The sequence below is a fragment of the Roseivivax sp. THAF30 genome (assembly GCF_009363575.1).
Taxonomy (GTDB): Bacteria; Pseudomonadota; Alphaproteobacteria; order Rhodobacterales; family Rhodobacteraceae; genus Roseivivax; species Roseivivax halotolerans.
Window position 1 is genome coordinate 3718909 of sequence record NZ_CP045389.1, and the last position, 19654, is coordinate 3738562.

Genomic DNA, 19654 nt, shown 5'->3' on the forward strand with positions numbered 1-19654 from the left:
CCGGTCCCGCGCGCGCGGAAGGGGCCTGTCAGTTTCAGCTGATAGGGGTCTTCTCGCGATCCATAGGCAATCTCCGTGTTTCGAAAGAGGGCTTACCCTGCGCCGGCGGGAAAGTCACGCGCGCTTTGCACGGTCGAGCAGATCCTCGCGGGTCAGGTTGAAATCTGACGCTATCCATTCAGCCTCGAGCGCGCTCAGTGCCTCTCCCAGGGCTGCGCCTGAAAGGCCAGGCATGAGGTCTGCCGCGTTGATGGGAAAAACCATCTGTGCACCGCGATCGATAGCGTTCAGCGCTTCGGGACCAAGCGGCATCCCAAGCGACGCATGGCGGACAAGCAGCGCGTCTTTGGCAGTATCAGAGCCGTATTTATATCCCAGTGCCGCGTTGTTGCCTCCATCGGCGATAGCGGCGACAAGCGTCTCGATCCGCCGCACTTCCTTTTTCGAAAGCCTCAACCCCGGATCGTGCGACACGCCCATCGCAACGAGCCGGCGCAGTGGATCGGGGCGGATACCTGCCGCTTCTTCCAGCTCTACGAGCGGACCAAGCGCGCGCGGATCCGCGCCGAGCAAGACACGCGTCAGCACACCCACCTGAGCCATCGCGGCAACCGCGCGCGCGGGATCTTGTGCGGTGAGAAGTTTCTTCGTCTCGGCCCCGACCCTTTCCCGCGAAAGGATTTCCAATCCGTCTAGGCATTCAGCAATCGCCGCCAGCTCATCGGGATCGAAACCCGCCTCAGGATCGCCATACCAGGCCGAAAACCGGAAATACCGCAGGATCCGCAGGTAATCTTCGCGAATGCGATCCTCAGCTTGCCCGATAAACCGCACGCGCCTTGCAGATAGATCCTCAAGTTGTTCCGAGCCGAGCGGAGCGGTCACACGGCCTGACTTGTCAGCGTAAAGCGCGTTGATCGTGAAGTCGCGCCGGCGAGCATCCTCTGTGAGATCCTGCGAGAAACGGACCGTCGCGCGTCGGCCATCCGTCTCCATATCAGCGCGAAACGTCGTAACTTCGTAGCCTTCGCCGTCCGAGACGACTGTGATCGTCCCATGCTCCTTGCCGGTGGGCACCGCTTTCAGACCGGCGGACTCCACCGCGGCAATCGTCTCGTCGGGAAGCGCATCGGTCGCGATATCGAGATCCTCGACCGGCGCGCCGAGAAGCGCATTCCTGACGCATCCGCCAACCGCGAATGCGCGATGACCAGCGGTTTCCAGAGCGTGAAACACTGCCTGAGCTCGGGGCTCGGACAGCCACGTCCCCTTCACCACGATCATGGCGCCATCCGTTCGGCCAGGCCGCGCAGGATGCGCGCGGTCGCACCCCAGATGTAATAGGGACCGAAAGGCACGGTGTAATAGTGCCGCCTTTGCCCGCGCCATCGCCGTGCCTGAACAGAATAGCGGGCCGGATCTGTAATATGGTCGAGCGGCACCGTGAAGATTTCCGCAACCTCGCCCGGCTCGGCGCGCGGGTCGAACGGCGTCACGATACGGCCCACGAAAGGCGACATGACAAAGCCCGTCACTGTCTCGTGCGGCGGCAGCTCGCCCAGTATCTCGACCGAGCTTGGCTCGAGCCCGATCTCCTCATGTGCCTCACGCAAGGCAGCCGCCTTGGGCCCCGAATCCTCGGGATCGACCTTGCCGCCCGGAAAGGCGATCTGGCCGGGATGGTGCTTGAGTGCGGAGGAGCGTTTCGTCAAAACGAGACGCCAGCCATCCTCAACTTCGATCAGCGGAACCAGCACCCCGGCAGGTCGCAGCTTGCGGGTCTCAGGTTGCGCGACCCCGGTATTCAGATCGAAATCGGAAGAGGGCCGCGCCTCCACCGCGAGCGCGCGGCGAAGGCGGGTCATGTCGTTACTTTCCGGCATCCTCTGCCTCGAAGCCGACGGTCTTTGGGTCCAGCTCGTAATGCGCGCCGCAGAACTGGCAATCGGCGGTCACGATGCCCTCTTCGGTGGTCATCTTCTCGATGTCCTTGGCCGAGTAGATCGACAGCGATTGCCGCACGCGATCCTCCGAACATGTGCAGCCGAAGCGCACCGGGAGACTGTCGAAGACGCGCGGCGATTCTTCATGGAAAAGCCGGACCAGCAGTTCGGTCGGCGGCAGGCTCGGGCCGATCAGTTCCATGTCCTCGACCGTGTCGAGGTGGAAGTTGGCCCGGCGCCAATCCTCACCCTCGTCTTCGGAAAGGATATCGTCGGCTTGCAGAAGACCGCCCTCGCCAGTGCCGCCACCCTGCACGTGCGGGCTCTGCTTGGGCATGTGCTGAAGCATCACACCGCCCGCGCGCCAATGCTCCTGACCGCCCTTTTCGGTCGACCGCCCGAAAGAGAGCTGGAAGCGGGTTGGCAATTGCTCGGACTGCGCGAAATAGCCCTCAGCCGCATCTGAAAGCGACGAGGTCACAAGCGGCGTGATCCCCTGGTAGGGCTGCATACCCTTCCCCTGGTCCATGAGGATAGCGAAATACCCTTCGCCCACCTGGTCCATCGGACGCCCATCGGTGATGCGGTCGCGGTCAAAGCTGGCATAGGCTCTGATGCGGGCGGGCTCGCCCTCTTTCTCAGGTGCGTAGAAGTCAGTCGCGATCATTCGAACCGGACCCTTGGACTGGACCTGCAGCGACAGTTTCCAACGCAGCTTGATGGTCTGACCGATCAGGGCGGTCAAAAGCGCCATCTCCGCAACCAGCGCCTCGACGGCCGGGGGATAATCGTGCTGCTTCAGGATACCGTCCAGCACGCCGTCGAGCCGCGCGACGCGGCCGCGGATGTCCGAACGATCAAGCTGAAAGGGCAGAACGTTGTCGTCCCAGGCGATCTTGGGTCCGAGGGTCATGGGGTTTCCTTGCTGGCCGGGTGGTGGCAATGAGGGCTCTATATAAGAGCGGTGACCTCACGTCCAAGGGGGTGCCGAACGGCCGTGGAGGCAAAGGACGATGACGCGACGCTTCGGAGACCCGCCAGAGACCTGTCGCAGCTACCGGATACGGCGTGGCGCTTACGCGATCCTGCCGCAAGGCAGGTCCGTCCTGCTGACGCACCAGGAAGAGCCGCAGCCGGAGTTTCAACTTCCGGGCGGGGGCATCGATCCGGGCGAATCGCCGCTTCAGGCGCTGCACCGGGAGGTCTTCGAGGAGACCGGCTGGAAGATCGCATCCCCCGTCAGGCTCGGTGCGTTTCGCCGTTTCACCTTCATGCCCGAATATGAGCTTTGGGCGGAGAAGCTTTGTATCGTCTACATCGCGCGCCCCGTCTATGCCTTGTCGCACCCGACGGAGCCCGGCCACGACGCCGTCTGGATGGATATGGCCGTTGCCGCCGAGGCGCTCGGCAATCCCGGTGATCGGCATTTCCTCGAGCGTGCACTTATCTAAGCCTGACATCACCCAACGTATTCGAAAAGCGCCGCCGAGACATCGTCTGGCATGCCGTCACCCGATACTGCTTCCTCCGTTAGCCGCCAGAAGAGATCGTCGAGGAATTCAGAGCCTTTTTGCCCTGGCAGGCCAATTTCCACGAGATGGCGCAGACCCGCTTCGCCAAGAAGGCAACCCGAGGCAAGTTCGGCCTCGATGAACCCGTCGGAATAGATCAGAAGGCTGTCCCCCGGCTCCATGCGGATGGTCAGGCGATCATGGTGAACCGAGGCGAGAAGCCCGATCGGCAAGCCGCCATTCCCCAGAAAGCACAGCTCTCCCGATGCGCGGATCAGGAGCGGCCGTGGGTGGCCGGCCTGCACCAGACACACCTCTCCGCGATCAAGGTCGGCACGGGCGTAAAGCATGGTGAGATATTCCTCGACTCCGGGATCGGCCGAAAGACGGTCGTTCAGTCGGCGCGTCACGTCTTCGGGTGGACGCAAGGCGAAGAACCGACCAAATCGATGCTCGAGTGCGAGGTTCTGTTCAGGATGCCGGTCGCTCAGGTAGCCGGCGACGCGCGCTGCCACCATAGATGCCGCGATGCCGTGGCCGGAGACATCGATACCGTAGAATCCGATCCTGTTACGCCCGGCCTCGAAGGCGCCGACAAGATCGCCTCCGACATGGCCGCAGGAATGCAGCAGAAAGCTGACGCGCCCGCGTCCGAAATCCTGCACGCGCTGGGGCACCAACGACTCCTGGATCCGCCGCGCATGCTGAAGATCCCGATCTATTGTGGCATAGGCGCTCTGCAATTCGGCAAGCGTCGCGCCGATCACCTTGTTCTTCGCGGCAAGTTCCCGTTGCATGCGGATGATACGACCGGCAGCCGTGATACGCGCCCGCAATTCCTGCGCGTTGACGGGTTTTGTTAGAAAGTCGTCCGCCCCCGCATCCAACCCCTGCGCGACCTCCGCCCCGTCGCTTTTGGCGCTGAGAAGAATAAAATACGAGAACGCCTCGCCCCTTATCGAATGAAAGGCGCGGCAGAGACCGAGCCCGTCCATCCCCGGCATCATCCAGTCCGACAGAACGAGGTCCGGTAGACGCAGCGCGCAGACGGCAAGTGCATCTTGCCCCGTTGCCGCCTCTGTCACGTCGAAACCCCAGGAGCGCAAAAGCCGCGACAGCAGCGCCCGGTGCGCCGCGCTGTCATCGACCACCAGAATATAGCGAACCGGAAGCTGAGCCTGATCGGTCTCTGGAGCAGACAGGGCGGTTGGGAGGGTCACGGCATCGCTTCGGTCACATCGGAATGAGCGGAAGCGTGGATGCCCTCGCTTAAGAAGACCTGAAATCGACAAATCAATCTATTCAAAAGCGTGGATTCATTCTTTGTACACACCCCGCGTCGAAGCTTCGAGACATGATCGACACGAAGCGAATTTCGGAACTGCGGGCGGAGCTCGGCTCGGAATGCTTCGCAGAGGTTGCGGCGCTATTCATGGCCGATCTGGAAAGCGCGCTCGGGACGATTGATCCAGCGCGCGCTGACGCCGTGGCGCAGTTTCATTTGGTGAAGGGACTGGCCCTCAACTTGGGATTCCGCGATTTCGCTCAACTCTGTTCACGCATCGAGGCAAAGGATGCATCCGCGGAGGACATAAACGCGCTAAATCGGCTCTACTCCACCTCCAAAGACGCGCTCGTGCCTTATCTCAGATCCGGCGATGAAGGTGCTTGATATCGCTTTCGCCATCTTCCGTGATCCGTGCCCGCAAGGCGCGCATGCCCTTGATCCAAGACTCCATATCCTCCGCCCGTTTGCGAAAGAAGAGACCGGCCTCCTCGTGAGGCAAGATCAGGAACCGACCCTCTCTCAGCCCTGCAATCAGCGAATGTGCGACCGCCTCAACGGGCAGGATGCGATCGTGGGCCCCACTCTCGCCTTCCGCATATCCAAGAAGGGGCGTGGCGACATAAAGCGGGCAAACGACGGAGACCTGAATCCCTTGGCCGCCGTGATCGATGGCGAGCGATTGCGCGAGGCTGACTGCCGCGTGCTTGCTCGCCGAATAGGCCGCATCGCCGATCTGGGACAGCAAGCCAGCGGCTGATGCAACATTGACGATCGCCCCCTCCTCACGCGCAATCATGTCAGGCAAGAGCCGCCGTACCGCGCGCAGATGCGCCATGACGTGCAGATCGAAACTTTTCTGCCAATGCGCGTCGCTGGCCGAGGCCGCCCCATCCGGCTCTCCCGTTGCCATGCCGGCATTGGACACAAGGATATCGATGCGGCCCCGCCAGCCGATCGCAGCATCCAGCGCTTTTCCAAAAGCCTCAGGGTCGGTGACGTCGGCCGCAATCGCGTGGCCGCCTGTCTCTTCGGCGACGCGCCGCGCGGCGGTCTCATCACGGTCGAGAACGATGACCAGCGCACCTTCAGCCGTCAGCGCCTTGGCCATGGCGCGTCCGATCCCCTGTCCGGCCCCGGTGATCAGCGCGATGCGACCCGATATCCGCATCAGATCAGGAATTGCGCGAGGATCTCGTCCTCGGTGATGTCCTGGTACACGAAGCCGCGCGCATCGAGATCCGCGAAAAGGCGGTCGAAATTTCGCGCATCCGTCGTTTCGATCCCTATGAGGACAGAGCCGAAATTTCGCGCGGATTTCTTCAGATATTCGAACCGCGCGATATCATCGTCAGGCCCAAGCGCCGTCAGGAAATCCTTGAGCGCGCCAGGACGCTGCGGCAGTCGGAGAATGAAGTACTTCTTGATGCCCGAGAACCTTTGCGCGCGCTCCTTCACCTCGGGCAAACGCTCGAAGTCGAAATTGCCGCCAGTCGTCATGCAGACAACCGTCTTGCCCCGGATCGAACCGCCGAGATCCTTGAGCGCATCGATGGCAAGCGCCCCTGCAGGTTCAAGGACGATGCCTTCCACATTCAGCATCTCGAGGATAGTGGTGCAGAGCCGGTCCTCCGGAATGGTCAGCGTATTCGCAAGACCCACACCCTTCAGGCGCTCGAAGGTCCGCTCACCGATCTTGGCGACGGCAGCCCCGTCCGCGAAGGTGTTTACAGATGGCAGTCGGACGGGCTCTCCGGCGCGCAAGGCGGCGTGCAGACACGCGCCGCCGGCTGGCTCGACGAAGGTCCAGGCGGGGCCGTTGCCGAAATACGTCAGCATGCCCGCCGAGAGGCCACCCCCGCCGACCGGAACGACGATATGATCCGGGGCCTGACCCAGCTCTTCCTCGATTTCCACCGCGACGGTGGCTTGTCCTTCGATGACGTCCTCATCGTCGAAGGGCGACAGGAAATGCCCGCCCGCCTCGGCGCAGAACTCCTGCGCGGCCTGAAGGCAATCGTCGAAGTAGTCTCCAATCATGCGAATCTCGATGGCATCGCCACCGAACATCCGCGTCTTCTGGATCTTTTGTTGCGGGGTCGTGACCGGCATGAAGATCACGCCGGTCTTGCCGAAATGCCGGCACATGAAGGCGACACCCTGAGCGTGGTTCCCTGCAGAGGCCGCAACGAAAAGGTCCTGTTCCGGTCGTTTACGCATGGCATTGAAGGCCCCGCGCAACTTATAGGATCGCACCGGGCTCAGATCTTCGCGTTTGAGCCATATATCCGCACCGTACAGGTCGGACAGATGCGCGTTGCGTGACAGTGGCGTCTCGGCGAAGACGGCCCGCATCTCCGCCGCGGCGGCCCGGGCGATCGTCTTAAAATCGGTCATATCCGATCTGTGGCCGATGCCCAAGGCGCTGGCAAGCGTTCAGTCGATAGGACGGCCTTCGATGTAATGGCCGTAGATCGTCGTCAGCACGGAGACTGACACCATGGTCACGAACCAGTTGATGACCACGAAAACGAGCGTGCCGAGAAGGGAGGACACAGCCATCACGATCGCCGCCGGAATCTGCACGAGAAGCGCGGCGACAACTCCAATGGCGGCAACGCCCAGCGCGGTTCCGGTTGCGCCGTTGGTCGCGGACCAGGCTTCGCCGAAAGACAGCGACTTTCCCGTCGCGACGGCGGGCAAGACCGATGCCAGCCGGAACCCGAGAACAATGGCGCCAAAGAGGCCCGCAAGGCCCACGATCGCGGCAAGCGGCGGCGCGATGGCGGCCGCGATCGTGACCGGAACGCCGATCGCAAGGCCGACCCCGATGCCGATCACCAGCGAATAGCCGAAGTATTTCAGCATCGAACCGCCGTGAAAATTGGGTAACCAGCCAGAGGGGTATTCCTCGAGGAGAACAAAGCGATGCCAAGAGACCGCGATCCAAAGGGTGACAACGACCTGAAGGATCGCGACAAGGAAGAGCGTCCCGGCTTGCCCGGGCTCGATCATTTGGAGAGCTTCGTCGGGACTGGCAGATTGGTCCTCCAGAAACACCAGCTGCACGAGAGCGTAGATCGCGTAAAGCGCAACCGAAATGCGAAGCGCATCCCGCCGGTTGCGCCAGACGAGCCGCACCGAATGCGAAAATACCTCCCAGGCTTTCATGCCCCTAATCCTTCTGCCGCAAAATTTTGCATGAGCTAACACGGACATGCGGCACGGCATAGGCCGGAACCTTGCCCGCGCAGTCGAAACCGGCTAAGCGCCGCGCCAGCATCGCATCAGGAGGTCTTGCCCATGTCCGCGCCCAAGAAAGTCGTTCTGGCCTATTCCGGGGGTCTCGACACGTCGATCATCCTGAAATGGCTGCAGACCGAATATGGCTGCGAGGTCGTGACGTTCACGGCGGATCTCGGGCAGGGCGAAGAGCTGGATCCGGCGCGCGAGAAGGCCGAGATGCTCGGCATCAAGCCCAAGAACATCTACATCGAGGACGTTCGCGAAGAGTTCGTTCGTGATTTCGTCTTTCCGATGTTCCGCGCCAACGCGCTCTACGAAGGGCTTTACCTCTTGGGCACGTCCATCGCGCGGCCGCTCATCTCCAAGCGGCTGGTCGAGATCGCTGCCGAGACCGGCGCGGATGCAGTGGCGCATGGCGCAACCGGGAAGGGCAATGACCAGGTGCGGTTCGAGCTTGCGGCCTACGCGCTCAATCCGGACATCAAGGTTATCGCGCCTTGGCGGCTTTGGGATCTGACGTCCCGCACGAAGCTTCTGGACTTCGCCGAGAAGAACCAGATCCCGATCGCGAAGGACAAGCGTGGCGAGGCCCCGTTCTCGGTCGATGCGAACCTTCTGCACACCTCCTCCGAGGGGAAGGTTCTCGAGGATCCCGCCGATGATGCGCCCGATTATGTCTACCAGCGCACGGTGAACCCCGAAGATGCGCCGGATCAGCCCGAGTTCATCGAGATCACGTTCGAAAAGGGCGATCCGGTTGCGATCAACGGCGAGGCGATGTCGCCTGCGACGTTGCTGACCGCGCTCAACGAATACGGTCGGGTGCACGGTATCGGCCGTCTCGACCTGGTCGAGGGGCGGTTCGTCGGGATGAAGTCGCGCGGCATCTACGAGACGCCCGGCGGAACGATCATGCTGGAGTCACATCGCGGGATCGAGCAGATCACGCTCGACCGCGGTGCGGCGCACCTCAAAGATGAACTCATGCCGCGTTATGCCGAGTTGATCTACAACGGTTTCTGGTTTTCGCCGGAGCGGGAGATGTTGCAGGCGGCGATTGATCGCAGCCAGGCGCATGTCACCGGCACCGTTCGCCTTAAGCTGTACAAGGGTCTCGCGCGCACGGTCGGACGCTGGTCCGAGCATTCACTCTATTCAGAGGCACATGTCACTTTCGAAGACGACGCAGGAGCCTACGATCAAAAGGATGCCGCCGGTTTCATTCAGCTCAACGCTCTGCGTCTGAAGCTTTTGGCCGCTCGGGATCGCCGCCTGAAGGGCTGACTTGGTGGCGACGCTCGCCGAATTCCACGCGCGGCAGGAAGAGGATTGGCCGCGCGCGCGTGCAGAACTGGCCTCGGGACGCAAGACGTCGCACTGGATCTGGTGGATCGTACCGCAGCTTGCCTGTCTTGGCCGCTCGGATCGTGCGCGGCATTACGGTCTGCGCGATCTCGCCGAGGCTCAATCCTACTTGGATGATCCGGTCCTGCGCGGAAGGCTCGAAGAGGTGGCGCGGCTCGTGCTGGTTCAGGACGCGCCGCCAAGTGATATCTTTGGCGATGTCGATGCGATGAAGCTTCGATCCTCAATGACATTATTCGAACGAGCGCAAGGGGCGCCAAAGATTGTCAGCGACGTGCTGGATCGATGCTTCGCAGGTTCTCGCTGCGAGACAACATTGAAAGCTCTCGAAGACTGAAGGGTTGGGGGCCGCCCCATCCCGTATCAGGGGTTCCGCAAGACGGGACGGCCCGGCACGTTCGCCACGCGATTTGCACGAGAGCGCGACGAACGTGAAGTCGTTCACTGCTCGATGGACGGGTCTGGCAAGTCCAGACGTGCCATACAATCTCAGTCACGAGCTTGAGCTTCTTGCAGTTTCGAGAATCTTCCAGATTCATGAGATTTTTTCTCAAAGCATTAATATTATTCAATTTTCCAACTCAATTTCCTCAGCATCACTTGCCCGCGGTACATCCGAATGACGCGCAGCCAGAAGCGCCGAGATCGCGTAAGCCCGTTTCGGAGTGAGGCCGGCCAAAACCGATGCGGCGATATCCGGTTTCATCCGGGCAAGGAAACCTGCCGCGAATTCAGGTGACATCTCTTCGAATAGGATGGCTGCATCTTTCGGCTTCATCCGGGAATACACCTCGGTCAGCTGTGCAACATCAGCCTCGGCTGCGCCGCGCGCAAGGTCGAGCGTCGCGCGCAGACGTTCCTCCGCAGCAACAAGCTCGACAAGCTTTTCGGCGATTTCGTCGTCGGCGATCGTCAGGGCTTTTTCACGGACCAGGATCGCCTCCTCACGGGATTTCAGCCGCGCCTCGCGTGCCTGAAGCGCTTCGAGCAGCGTTGCTGGATTTTCCGGTGCCGGCTCTACGGACTCGGCAGATGCGTCCGAACTGGCACTATCAACGTCCGGCAGAGCCAGCACGACATCTGCACCGAGGCCGAGCCGAAACACGGCCGACAGAACGAAGAACGCACCGATGAGGGTCAGCGTCCCGATCCGAGGAAAACCTGACCGACCGCGCAGCACGAGGGCGCTCATCCCGCGTTCTCCTGCCGGGCGCGATGGGAGAATACCGGCGCGGCGATACCGGGCCCTTCGGGAGCGGATGTCGTATGTGGCTCTGGAAGATCATGCATCGATGCGACCAACAGCTCCAGCCTGCGGGCGACATCCTCCGCCCGGCTCGTCAGGGCTGTCAGGGACTCGGTCGATGCACCGGCGGAGTTCTGTGCCGCGCCCAGCGTTTTCCGAAGGTCCTCGACCTGTGCGGACAATATGGCGACAGCACCGCCCATTCCGCCTTCGAGATCGTTGAACGCCCGCAATCGACGCGAAAGAACAACGCAATAAAGCGCAGCGCCCAAGGCACCCGCAGCGAGAAAGATATCCGCCAGAAACTGCATCCCGCGCCCTCAGTTCAGCACAAATTCCAGAACCAGAAGATCGCGCATACGATCTTCACCCAAGACAAGCTGCAGCCGCCGCGTCAGCTGCCCGCGGATCAGAAACAGCCCGCCCGGCTCTTCTATATCTGCTGGCTCCAGCGCGCGGAGATAGCCGTTCATCACATCGAGGATCCGCGGCTGCAGCTGGGCCACCTCGGCCTCTGACGCTGTGTTTGTCTCAATCGCGGCGGTAAAGCGAAGATGCCGCGCCGTCGCATCCGGGCCAAGAGAGACAACGAGCTGCGGCAACTCGACGAAACGCACATCCGACGTGCCATCCTCTTCGTACATCGGCGGCACCGCGCTTTCCGCATGTGTCTCATCTGATTGATGGCCAGCCTCCACGGCCTCGGGGCCAAGCATGCCCGAACTGACCGCGAAATAGCCCGCGCCCCCGCCTAAGAGCGCCAAAACCAGGCCGATGAGGAGCGGCTTTCGGCTTTTGCCGGACGTGGTTTCGGGACCCGACGCTTCTTCCGGTGCGCTTGCTTCACTCATCGTTGATCCTTTTCGACTCGCCGGACCAGATAATCGCGAAGGAGCTAACCGGCTGTTAATGCGAACGAGCCAAAACTGTCTTCCGAGCAAAGAAGTTGTTCGGCAGGTGGAGGCCGCATTGGCGCAGATATTGGCATTGTGGAACGGGCTATCGGCTCAAAGGCGAATCGTGGTCGTGGCATCAGCGGCCGCGATGTTCGTGGCTGTTCTGATCCTTGGACGCATAGCCTCGCGGCCAGATATGGCGTTGCTTTACGCGGGCTTGGAACCTCAGGCCGCCGGTGACGTTATCGCGGCGATCGAGGCGCAAGGTATGCCCTACGAAGTGCGCGGTGGCGCAATCCTCGTACCCCGTGCCGAGCGCGACGCCCTGCGCCTGACGCTGGCCGGCGAGGGGCTGCCCGCCAACGGTGCACAGGGCTACGAGCTTCTCGATTCGCTCACGGGGTTCGGAACGACGTCGCAGATGTTCGATGCTGCCTACTGGCGCGCGAAGGAGGGGGAACTTGCTCGGACGATTGCGGCGAACCCACTTGTTGCGGCGACGCGTGTCCATATTGCGAATGCCTCAGCGAACCCGTTCCAACGCCGCGTAAATGCGTCGGCCTCGGTGTCCGTCACCGGGACGTCAGGCCCCCTTCCCCCGGAGCAGGCGCGCGCCATCCGATACCTCGTCGCCTCCGCGGTGCCGGGACTCTCTCCGGAAGATGTTGCGGTGATCGACAGCCAGGTTGGGCTTTTGAATGGCGAAGCGGGCGACATGGTGGCGTCTGCCGAGGACCGCGCGGATGCGTTGCGAGAGCGGGTTCAGCGGATCGTCGATGCTCGGGTGGGGCCGGGAAATGCTGTCGTCGCGATCAGTGTCGATACGATCACCGAAAGCGAATCGATCCGCGAACGCCGCATCGACCCGGATGGCCGCGCACTCATCTCCTCGGACACCGAGGAGCGTGAAGGCCAGTCCAAGGATGGGCCCGGCAATGGCGTCACGGTCGCGTCCAACCTTCCCGACGGCGACGGCACAGGGGGCGAGGGGTCCAGCAGCCAGGAAAGCTCGACCCGGGAACGGGTCAATTACGAGGTCTCGGAAACCTTGCGGGAAGTGACCCGGACGCCGGGCGCGATCCGGCGTCTGACCGTGGCGGTGCTGGTTAACGGCACGATCGAGACGGGTGCGGAGGGCGATGTCTTCACACCTATGCCGGATAGCGAGCAGGACGCGCTTCGCGCGCTGGTAGCATCGGCGGTCGGCTACGACGAAGCGAGAGGCGACGAGATTACCATCCGCTCCCTACCCTTCGACGCGCCCGAAGGGCTTGGCACCGAGGCGACAGCGCCGGGATGGATATCTCCGATACCTCTCGATCTGACACGGATTCTTCAAATGGCGGTCGTGGCGCTTGTTGCGCTGGTGCTGGGCCTTTTCGTGGTTCGTCCGATCCTCAAAGGCGCACAGGTCGCAGCCGCTCTGCCCGCACCAGACAGCAGCCTGCCCACACCGGCCTCACTTTTGGCAGAGGCCGAACCACTGGTTCCGGTGGATGGCGAAATCGATATGGGCGACGGTTTCCAGCCCATGAGCGGCTCCGGCCTCGGAGCGAAGGGCTTTGCCGGTCTCGAGGATCTCAGCCGGGAAGACCCGGTCGACCGGCTTCGCGGCATGATCGAAGACCGCAAGGAAGAAGCGGTCGAAATCCTGCGAAGCTGGCTCGATGAGCCGGAGGAACATGCATGATGCCTGATTTAAGCGCCTTGTTCCCGGATTTTGCTAGCCCGGCCCCTGGTCTGGCAGACACCACGACACCGCGATTACCGCCCGACGAGTTGGAGAAACGCGATCTTGCCAATTTCGACCAGGGGTATCGGTCGGGATGGGATGACGCGGTTCGCACGATGGAAGAAGAGAACACACGTATCAAAAGCGATTTCGCACAGAATTTGCAGGATCTGTCGTTCACCTATCACGAAGCCTACAGCCATATCCTGGCCGCGATGACGCCCCTCCTCGACGAGATTGTGGGCGCGATCCTTCCTGCTGCTTTGCAAGGAACGCTCGGCGCGCACGTCGCCGCACGGATGGGCGAAGTCGCAGCGGAAATCGGCAATCTCAACGTTCGCGTTGCTGTCAGTCCGACCGAGTTAAGCCTTGTGGAGCCGCTCGCGGACAATATCACCGATTTTCCGGTCGAGGTTGTCGCCGACGGATCGCTTGCTGCCGGACAAGCCGACATTCGCTTTTCTGAAACCGTCGAAGAACGGCTCGATCTCAGCGAAATCGCAGAAGAGATTCGGACAGCCATCGCCGGTTTCTGCTCTGACACACGGAGGGCTGTGAATGGCTGAAGCTCAAAACCCTGGTGGCGAGGATCCTCAAACCCCAGCATCGTCGCGTATGACATCCTTCACGCAGGTTCCGATCGAAGTGACTGTCGCTGTCGGCAGGGCAAGCCCGTCCATCCAGGAATTATTGGGGCTCGACGTCGGCTCCATACTGACGCTCGACAAGGCTCTCGACGACCCGGTGGAGCTCTTCATCGGTGATCGGTCGATCGGCTTCGGTCTGCTCGAAGTCAGCGAAGAGAGCGGCGATCCGCGCCTGTCGGTCCGTCTGACAGAGATCGCTGATCTGGGAACGTCTGCGCCATGACAAAGGCAAGTCAGAAAGCAGCCGGGAAAAGGAGTGCTGCCGGTCACGGAGTGACCGCATGTCTTCCCGGACTTTCCGTGGTCTTTGGGATGCTCTTCCTTGTGCCGAGCCCCGCTGCCGCGCAAGGGATCGCGATAGATCTTGGCGAGGGAGGCTCGCTTACGGCCACAAGCCTCCAGCTGATCGCCTTGATCACGCTACTCAGCCTCGCGCCGGGAATCGCGATCATGATCACCTGCTTTCCGTTTCTCGTGACTGTCTTCGCGATCCTGCGGCAGGCAATCGGCTTGCAACAATCGCCGCCGAACATGCTTCTGGTCAGCCTGGCGCTCTTTCTGACCTATTTCGTCATGGAGCCGGTCTTCACACAGGCGTACAGCGCTGGGATTGCTCCGTTTCTTGACGAAGAACTGGAGATCGGGCCCGCACTCGACGCCGCACTCGGGCCATTCCGCACCTTTATGTCCGCCCGCGTCGACCCGGAAACGTTTCGCGCCATGGCTGACCTGCGCCCCGATACGTCCGGCACGGAGCTGGCCGAGACGGCACCGCTATCCGTGCTGATCCCGAGCTTCATGCTGTCCGAGATCGCGCGCGCCTTCCAGATCGGCTTCCTGATCTTCATGCCGTTCCTGATCATCGATCTCGTCGTAGCCGCGATCCTGATGTCGATGGGCATGATGATGGTGCCGCCGGCAATCGTGTCGCTTCCGTTCAAACTCGCCTTCTTTGTTGTGGCCGATGGCTGGGCCCTTCTATCGGGCAGCCTTGTTCGATCCTATTTCTAGGGCCGGGCACAGCGGCGGATGATCGATTTTTGGTCGCGTCCCGGCAAGCACATGCCCACCGAGCGGAACGCTCCCGGTTTGCCCCTAGGATTCCGGCCCTAGGTTTCCTACCACCTAGAGAGCAACAAGGTCAGACCGGGGGATACCCATGGACGATCGAAGCGACGCGGCGGCGGATTACGACCTGTTTGTCATCGGCGGAGGGATCAACGGCTGCGGCATAGCGCGGGATGCGGCCGGGCGTGGCCTCTCGGTCGCACTGGCCGAGATGAACGATCTGGCCTCGGCAACTTCGTCGGCCTCGACCAAGCTTTTTCATGGAGGCTTGCGCTACCTCGAATACTTCGAGGTTCGTCTTGTGCGGGAGAGCCTGATCGAGCGTGAGACCCTGCTCAAGGCCATGCCGCATATCTCCTGGCCCATGCGCTTCGTCTTGCCGTTCCACCGCAACATGCGCTTCGACAATTCGACCCCGACGTCGCGGCTGCTAAACACCGTGATGCCGTGGATGAAGGGGCGGCGTCCAGGCTGGCTCATCCGGCTCGGCCTTCTGATGTACGACAATCTTGGCGGACGAGAGATCCTTCCCGGCACGAAAACGATCGACCTCGACCGCTCGGTCGAGGGCAAGCCGCTCAAGGATCGTTTCAGCCACGCTTATGAATATTCAGATGCCTGGGTCCAGGATTCGCGCCTTGTCGTCCTGAACGCGCGCGATGCGCAGGCGCGAGGGGCCGATATTCTGACGCGGACCAAGGTCACGGAAGCCGAACGAATCGGCGATCACTGGCAGATCAAGGTCATGAACCGGCGCTCCGGCTCGGAGCGGACGATCCGTGCGAAGATGCTCGTCAATGCCGGCGGCCCTTGGGTCGGCGATGTGATCCGCACGAAGGTGCGCTCGAACTCGACCGATGGTGTCCGGCTCGTGCGCGGGAGCCATATCGTGACGCACAAGCTCTACGATCATGAGAAATGCTACTTCTTCCAAGGCCGTGACGGCCGGATCATCTTCGCGATTCCCTATGAGCAGGACTTCACGCTGATCGGCACGACGGACAGCGAACAGGACGATCCCGACAAGAAGCCGGAATGCACCGAGGAAGAGATGGATTATCTCTGCAACTTCGCCTCGGAATATTTCGAGAAGCCGGTGACGCGCGACGATATCGTCTGGACCTATTCGGGCGTGCGCCCGCTTTACGACGACGGCGCGAAGAGCGCGACGGCTGCCACGCGGGATTACACGCTCAAGATCGATGAGGCCGGCGGCGCGCCGCTGCTCAACATATTCGGTGGCAAGATCACCACCTATCGGCGGCTCGCCGAACATGCGCTCGAGAAAATCGTGCCGTACTTTCCGCAGGCGACAGGCGCCTGGACGGCGGGTGCAACGCTGCCCGGCGGGGATTTCAAAGTAGTGGAGACACGCGGCCGGATCGACCAGCTCGAGACGGATTACCCCTTTCTCGGGCCAAAATGGGCGGAGCGGATGATCCGCCATTACGGCAACGAGGCCTGGGCGATCCTGGGTGACGCAAACTCCGAGGAAGATCTCGGCGCATCGTTCGGCGCAACGCTGACCGAAGCCGAAGTTCTCTGGCTCATCGAAAAGGAATATGCCGAGACTGCCGAAGACGTCATCTGGCGACGCACGAAGCTCGGTTTGAAACTCGACGAGCCGCAAGTCGATCAGATCGAGAGTTTCATGCGCGATGCCCAGATCGCGCTAAAGGAAAGGGCGGCGGAATAAATCCGCCGCCTCTTTGGCTTTAGACTTCAGGTTTTAGCCGAGCACCTTCGCGACAGCCTTAGCCGTCTTCCCGGCGATCTCGTCCGCCTCCGCTTCGGTCAGGCAGAAGGGTGGCGCGTAGCCGATGATATCGCCCTGCGGCATCGCGCGGGCGATGATGCCCTCTTCCAGAAGCGCCGCCGCGATGGACGGGCCAACCTTGCGGCTCGCATCGAAGAATGTCCGGCTGTCCTTGTCCTCGACGAATTCCACCGCGCAGAGCATCCCCTCGCCGCGCACTTCGCCGACATTGGCGTGCTCGCCGACCGCGTCGCGCATCACCTTGTTAAAATATGCACCGTTACGGCCCGCATTCGTCACAAGATCCAGCTCGTCGATCAGCTTGAGGTTGGCGACACCGGCCGCGGCCCCGATCGGGTGGGCCGAATAAGTCCAGCCATGCCCGATGGGCCCGTTCTCGTCGGTCCCCTGCTCAAGCACTTTCCACATCTTGTCAGAAACGATGGAGCCCGACAGCGGCGCATAGGCAGAGGTGAGACCCTTCGCGATGGTGATGAGGTCGGGCTTCAGATCATAATGCATCGAGCCGAACATGCTGCCGAGCCGCCCGAAGCCGGTCACGACCTCATCCGCGATCAGGAGGATATCGTGCTTCGCCAGAACCTCCTGGATCGCTTCCCAGTAGCCTGCCGGCGGCGGCACGATGCCCCCGGTGCCAAGCACGGGCTCACCGATGAACGCCGCGATCGTGTCCGCGCCCTCGCGCTCGATCAGCGCCTCGAGTTCTGAGACGCAATGCGCGGTGAACTGCTCTTCGCTCATCGCAAGGTCGGGGCGGCGGTAATAGTAAGGCGCCTCGGTATGGATCACCTGCGCGAGCGGCAAATCGAACTTCTTGTGGAAAAGCTCGAGTCCCGTCAGCGAGCCTGTCATCAGGCCAGAGCCGTGATAACCGCGCCAGCGCGAGATGATCTTCTTCTTCTCGGGGCGGCCGAGGATGTTGTTGTAGTACCAGACGAGCTTGATGTTGGTCTCGTTCGCATCCGATCCCGACAGGCCGAAATAGACCTTAGACATGTGGTCGGGCGCGCGGTCGAGGATCATCTTCGACAGCGTGATCGACGCCTCGGTGCCGTGACCGACATAGGCATGGTAATAGGCCAGTTCCTTCGCCTGCTCGGCAATGGCGTCGGCGATGTCCTGACGGCCATAGCCCACGTTCACGCAGTACAGCCCCGCAAAGGCATCGAGAAGGCGATGACCTTCGCGATCCTCGATATGGCAGCCCTGACCGCCGGTAATGACGCGGTGGGGGGCGTTGCCGCGGGCGAACTCGGCCAGATGGGTGGAGGGATGGAAGAAATTCTCCCGGTCCCACTGCTCGAGCATGTCGTTCTTCAGCATCGGATACTCATCCTTTCTTGCACTTGGCTCCGCTTGGGTCTCACGCCCAATCGCGACAGACGTATTTGATCTCGGTGAAAGCTTCCAAGCCCTGTCTTGCCCCTTCGCGGCCGAGACCGGACTGTTTCATGCCGCCGAAGGGAATGGGCGCGCCCGTGACCTTCGTGCGGTTCACCGCGACCATGCCGAACTGGAGTTTTCTGCTGACCCGGTAAATCCGGCGCGGATCCTGGCTGTGAACGTACGCGACCAGCCCGTATTCGGTGTCATTGGCGCGCGCGACGACTTCTTCCTCGGTATCAAACGGCACGAGCGCCGCGACGGGGCCGAAAGTCTCTTCGCTGAGAATATCGGCATCAGCGGGCACGTCGGACAGAACTGTAGGCTCGTAGAAGAGAGGTCCCAGATCATCGAGCCGCTTGCCGCCACATTTCAGCACCGCACCCTTTGCGAGCGCGTCAGAGACATGTGCCTCCTGCTTCTCGACGGCCTTTTCGTTCATCAAGGGGCCGATATCGGCATCGTCGAGACCCTTGGCGACGCGCAGCGCCTGCGTTGCTTCAGTGAATTTCTCGACGAAGGCATCATAGATCGGCCGCTCCACGAAGATGCGGTTGGCGCCGAGGCAATCCTGACCAGAGGTCGCGAATTTCGCCTTGATCGTCTCTGTAACGGCCTGATCGAGATTTGCGCCCTTGAAGACGATGACGGGCGCATGGCCGCCAAGCTCCATGATGAGCGACTTCACCGTGCCGGAGCACTGCTTGTAGAGAAGGCGACCGATCTCGGTCGAGCCGGTGAAAGACAGAACACGGACGCGCGGATCTTGCGTCCAGGGCTCGACGATGGTCGGCGCTTCGCCGGTGACGACGTTGAAGACACCCGCCGGGAAGCCCGCGCGTTCGGCAAGCTCTGCAAGCGCCAGCGCGGAGAACGGCGTCTCCTTCGAGGGATGCGCAACAACCGTGCAGCCCGCGGCGAGAGCAGCCGCCGCCTTGCGCGTCAGCATGGCGGAGGGGAAGTTCCACGGCGTGATGAGCGCAGCGACCCCCATCGGCTCGCGCCAGAGCTCGACCTCTGCGTCGGGCAGATGGGAGGTCACACCCTCGATGTTCGGGCGGCGGGTTTCCTCGGCGTAGAATTCCACGAAGTCTGCCGCATAGGCGATCTCGCCCAGCGCCTCGGAATAGGGCTTGCCCTGCTCGAGCGTCATCAGAAGCGCCAGATCTTCCTGGTGCTCCATCATCAGCTCGTACCAGCGACGCAGCAGGCGCGCACGTTCCTGCGGCAGTGTGTCGGCCCAGATGTCGAAGGCTGCGTGGGCCGCATCGACCGCGTCTTTTGCCTCCTCGCCCGATAGCGACGCAACCTCGCCCAGCCACTCGCCATCGGCTGGATTGGTGACGGCGATGGCCTCGCCTGAATCGGCGCTGCGCCATTTGCCGTCCACGTAGGAAAAATTGCGAACAAGCCGCGCATCCTTGAGCGCGGTGAGCGGCGATTTCGGAATGGTGCGGTGCACGGTCATCGGGACCTCCTGAGCGGAAACTCTGTGATACCCGAGACATATCCTCCCAATTCCAGAGGAGGGGACCAAAGTTGACGCAGCTTGCAG

The 19654-nt window shown here is 61.8% G+C and carries 21 protein-coding genes; 9 read left to right on the top strand and 12 right to left on the bottom strand.

From position 1 onward, the window contains the following. Positions 1 to 114: 114 nt before the first annotated feature. From FIU91_RS18040 to FIU91_RS18050, 3 genes are read right to left on the bottom strand one after another with little or no spacing between them, the layout of a single operon-like run. Positions 115 to 1284 carry a CCA tRNA nucleotidyltransferase gene (locus tag FIU91_RS18040; protein ID WP_152463519.1) on the bottom strand — a complete coding sequence of 390 codons (1170 nt, stop codon included), beginning with the start codon at positions 1282 to 1284 and terminating at the stop codon, positions 115 to 117. Beyond that, positions 1281 to 1865 (bottom strand): CoA pyrophosphatase, encoded by a 585-nt coding sequence (locus FIU91_RS18045; RefSeq protein WP_254702001.1) that lies wholly within the window; start codon positions 1863 to 1865, stop codon positions 1281 to 1283. The genes FIU91_RS18040 and FIU91_RS18045 overlap by 4 nt, the downstream gene beginning before the upstream one ends. Before the next feature lie 4 nt (positions 1866 to 1869). Beyond that, entirely contained in the window at positions 1870 to 2856 is a 987-nt protein-coding gene (locus FIU91_RS18050; RefSeq protein WP_152463521.1) for an Hsp33 family molecular chaperone HslO, read from the bottom strand. 100 nt (positions 2857 to 2956) lie between these two features. Between FIU91_RS18050 and FIU91_RS18055 the strand changes: the two genes are divergently transcribed. Next, on the top strand, positions 2957 to 3394 hold the full coding sequence (locus FIU91_RS18055; protein ID WP_152463522.1) for an NUDIX hydrolase: 438 nt from the start codon (positions 2957 to 2959) through the stop codon (positions 3392 to 3394). Between the two features lie 8 nt (positions 3395 to 3402). Here FIU91_RS18055 and FIU91_RS18060 read toward each other — a convergent pair whose 3' ends face one another. Next, a complete protein-coding gene (locus tag FIU91_RS18060; protein WP_254702002.1) occupies positions 3403 to 4674 on the bottom strand; it encodes a PP2C family protein-serine/threonine phosphatase in 1272 nt (423 codons plus the stop codon). Positions 4675 to 4808: 134 nt separating this feature from the next. Between FIU91_RS18060 and FIU91_RS18065 the strand changes: the two genes are divergently transcribed. Continuing rightward, on the top strand, positions 4809 to 5126 hold the full coding sequence (locus tag FIU91_RS18065) for an Hpt domain-containing protein (protein ID WP_152463523.1): 318 nt from the start codon (positions 4809 to 4811) through the stop codon (positions 5124 to 5126). On the opposite strand, the gene FIU91_RS18070 is transcribed toward FIU91_RS18065, so the two are convergent. The 3 genes from FIU91_RS18070 to FIU91_RS18080 are packed head-to-tail and all read right to left on the bottom strand — an operon-like array spanning position 5101 to position 7910. Next, complete coding sequence (locus FIU91_RS18070) at positions 5101 to 5910, bottom strand: SDR family oxidoreductase (RefSeq protein ID WP_152463524.1); 810 nt, start codon at positions 5908 to 5910, stop codon at positions 5101 to 5103. The two genes, FIU91_RS18065 and FIU91_RS18070, sit on opposite strands and share 26 nt — an antisense overlap. Continuing rightward, the gene (gene ilvA, locus FIU91_RS18075; RefSeq protein WP_152463525.1) at positions 5910 to 7136 is read right to left on the bottom strand and encodes a threonine ammonia-lyase IlvA; all 1227 of its coding nucleotides are present in this window, start codon (positions 7134 to 7136) and stop codon (positions 5910 to 5912) included. The genes FIU91_RS18070 and ilvA overlap by 1 nt, the downstream gene beginning before the upstream one ends. 39 nt (positions 7137 to 7175) lie before the next feature. Next, positions 7176 to 7910, bottom strand: coding sequence for a hypothetical protein (locus tag FIU91_RS18080; protein WP_152463526.1), 735 nt, complete (start codon positions 7908 to 7910; stop codon positions 7176 to 7178). A gap of 132 nt (positions 7911 to 8042) precedes the next feature. On the opposite strand from FIU91_RS18080, the gene FIU91_RS18085 reads away from it, so the two are divergent. Next, positions 8043 to 9269, top strand: coding sequence for an argininosuccinate synthase (locus tag FIU91_RS18085; RefSeq protein WP_152463527.1), 1227 nt, complete (start codon positions 8043 to 8045; stop codon positions 9267 to 9269). A 4-nt stretch (positions 9270 to 9273) separates the two neighbouring features. Beyond that, a complete protein-coding gene (locus FIU91_RS18090; RefSeq protein WP_152463528.1) occupies positions 9274 to 9687 on the top strand; it encodes a DUF1810 domain-containing protein in 414 nt (137 codons plus the stop codon). A 231-nt stretch (positions 9688 to 9918) separates the two neighbouring features. Here the strand turns inward: FIU91_RS18090 and FIU91_RS18095 are convergent, their stop codons facing one another. Genes FIU91_RS18095 through fliL form a run of 3 tightly spaced genes read right to left on the bottom strand, consistent with a single transcriptional unit; the run spans position 9919 to position 11447 of the window. Beyond that, positions 9919 to 10542 (bottom strand): MotE family protein, encoded by a 624-nt coding sequence (locus FIU91_RS18095; RefSeq protein ID WP_152463529.1) that lies wholly within the window; start codon positions 10540 to 10542, stop codon positions 9919 to 9921. After that, positions 10539 to 10907 (bottom strand): hypothetical protein, encoded by a 369-nt coding sequence (locus FIU91_RS18100; RefSeq protein WP_152463530.1) that lies wholly within the window; start codon positions 10905 to 10907, stop codon positions 10539 to 10541. The genes FIU91_RS18095 and FIU91_RS18100 overlap by 4 nt, the downstream gene beginning before the upstream one ends. A gap of 9 nt (positions 10908 to 10916) precedes the next feature. Further along, positions 10917 to 11447: a flagellar basal body-associated protein FliL gene (fliL, locus tag FIU91_RS18105; RefSeq protein WP_152463531.1), complete on the bottom strand. Its 531-nt coding sequence runs from the start codon at positions 11445 to 11447 to the stop codon at positions 10917 to 10919. A 175-nt stretch (positions 11448 to 11622) separates the two neighbouring features. On the opposite strand from fliL, the gene fliF reads away from it, so the two are divergent. The 5 genes from fliF (at position 11623) to glpD (ending at position 16635) form a co-directional block, all read left to right on the top strand. Further along, complete coding sequence (fliF, locus tag FIU91_RS18110; RefSeq protein ID WP_371418218.1) at positions 11623 to 13182, top strand: flagellar basal-body MS-ring/collar protein FliF; 1560 nt, start codon at positions 11623 to 11625, stop codon at positions 13180 to 13182. Next, positions 13179 to 13790: an ABC transporter ATP-binding protein gene (locus FIU91_RS18115; protein WP_152463533.1), complete on the top strand. Its 612-nt coding sequence runs from the start codon at positions 13179 to 13181 to the stop codon at positions 13788 to 13790. Before fliF ends, FIU91_RS18115 begins: the two co-directional genes overlap by 4 nt. Beyond that, on the top strand, positions 13783 to 14094 hold the full coding sequence (locus tag FIU91_RS18120; protein ID WP_254702003.1) for a FliM/FliN family flagellar motor C-terminal domain-containing protein: 312 nt from the start codon (positions 13783 to 13785) through the stop codon (positions 14092 to 14094). Before FIU91_RS18115 ends, FIU91_RS18120 begins: the two co-directional genes overlap by 8 nt. Before the next feature lie 89 nt (positions 14095 to 14183). Next, positions 14184 to 14882, top strand: coding sequence for a flagellar type III secretion system pore protein FliP (fliP, locus tag FIU91_RS18125; protein WP_152463792.1), 699 nt, complete (start codon positions 14184 to 14186; stop codon positions 14880 to 14882). A gap of 148 nt (positions 14883 to 15030) precedes the next feature. Continuing rightward, a complete protein-coding gene (gene glpD, locus FIU91_RS18130) occupies positions 15031 to 16635 on the top strand; it encodes a glycerol-3-phosphate dehydrogenase (RefSeq protein WP_152463534.1) in 1605 nt (534 codons plus the stop codon). Positions 16636 to 16668: 33 nt separating this feature from the next. Here the strand turns inward: glpD and FIU91_RS18135 are convergent, their stop codons facing one another. Further along, positions 16669 to 18039 carry an aspartate aminotransferase family protein gene (locus tag FIU91_RS18135; protein ID WP_152463535.1) on the bottom strand — a complete coding sequence of 457 codons (1371 nt, stop codon included), beginning with the start codon at positions 18037 to 18039 and terminating at the stop codon, positions 16669 to 16671. Positions 18040 to 18079: 40 nt separating this feature from the next. Beyond that, positions 18080 to 19567: an NAD-dependent succinate-semialdehyde dehydrogenase gene (locus FIU91_RS18140; RefSeq protein ID WP_152463536.1), complete on the bottom strand. Its 1488-nt coding sequence runs from the start codon at positions 19565 to 19567 to the stop codon at positions 18080 to 18082. Positions 19568 to 19654 lie beyond the last annotated feature (87 nt).